Consider the following 490-nt stretch of genomic DNA (forward strand, 5'->3'; position numbering starts at 1 on the left):
ACCATGTCGTATTCTGCCCAAAGTATCGGCGCAAGGTGCTTGTATCTCCGATTGACGAACGGTTGAAAGAGTTGTTCTTGCTGAAAGCTGAAGAACTTCAAGCGGAAATCCTCAATATGGAAATCATGCCCGACCCTGTACATTTGCTGATTCGATGCGACCCGCAATTCGGCATTCACAAGGTCGTGAAGCATCTGAAAGGGTACACATCGCGTATTTTGCGCCAGGAATTCAAGCCACTTACTTCTCGGCTTCCTTCGCTATGGACGAATAGCTATTTCGTCGCTACAGTCGGAAGCGTATCGCTTGAAACGGTAAAGCGATATATTGAAGAACAGAAGGAGCGTTGAACATGCGAATCGCGTACAAATACCGACTGTATCCAAACCGCGAACAGCGCAAGGCGATTGACTTCACGTTAGAGCGTTGTCGCCTACTGTATAACCGTTTGCTGGATGAACGTATTCATGCCTACAAAAACGAAGGTAAG

The 490-nt window shown here is 47.1% G+C and carries 2 protein-coding genes; both read left to right on the forward strand.

The features are described from left to right. Positions 1-350 (forward strand): IS200/IS605 family transposase (gene tnpA / locus L692_RS0112365; protein ID WP_025700274.1); only part of this gene is annotated, 350 nt, incomplete at its 5' end. 2 nt (positions 351-352) lie between these two features. Beyond that, positions 353-490: helix-turn-helix domain-containing protein (locus tag L692_RS34025; protein ID WP_084463174.1), on the forward strand; the 138-nt coding region annotated here is incomplete at its 3' end.

The organism is Paenibacillus forsythiae T98 (assembly GCF_000520735.1).
Taxonomy (GTDB): Bacteria; Bacillota; Bacilli; order Paenibacillales; family Paenibacillaceae; genus Paenibacillus_AQ; species Paenibacillus_AQ forsythiae.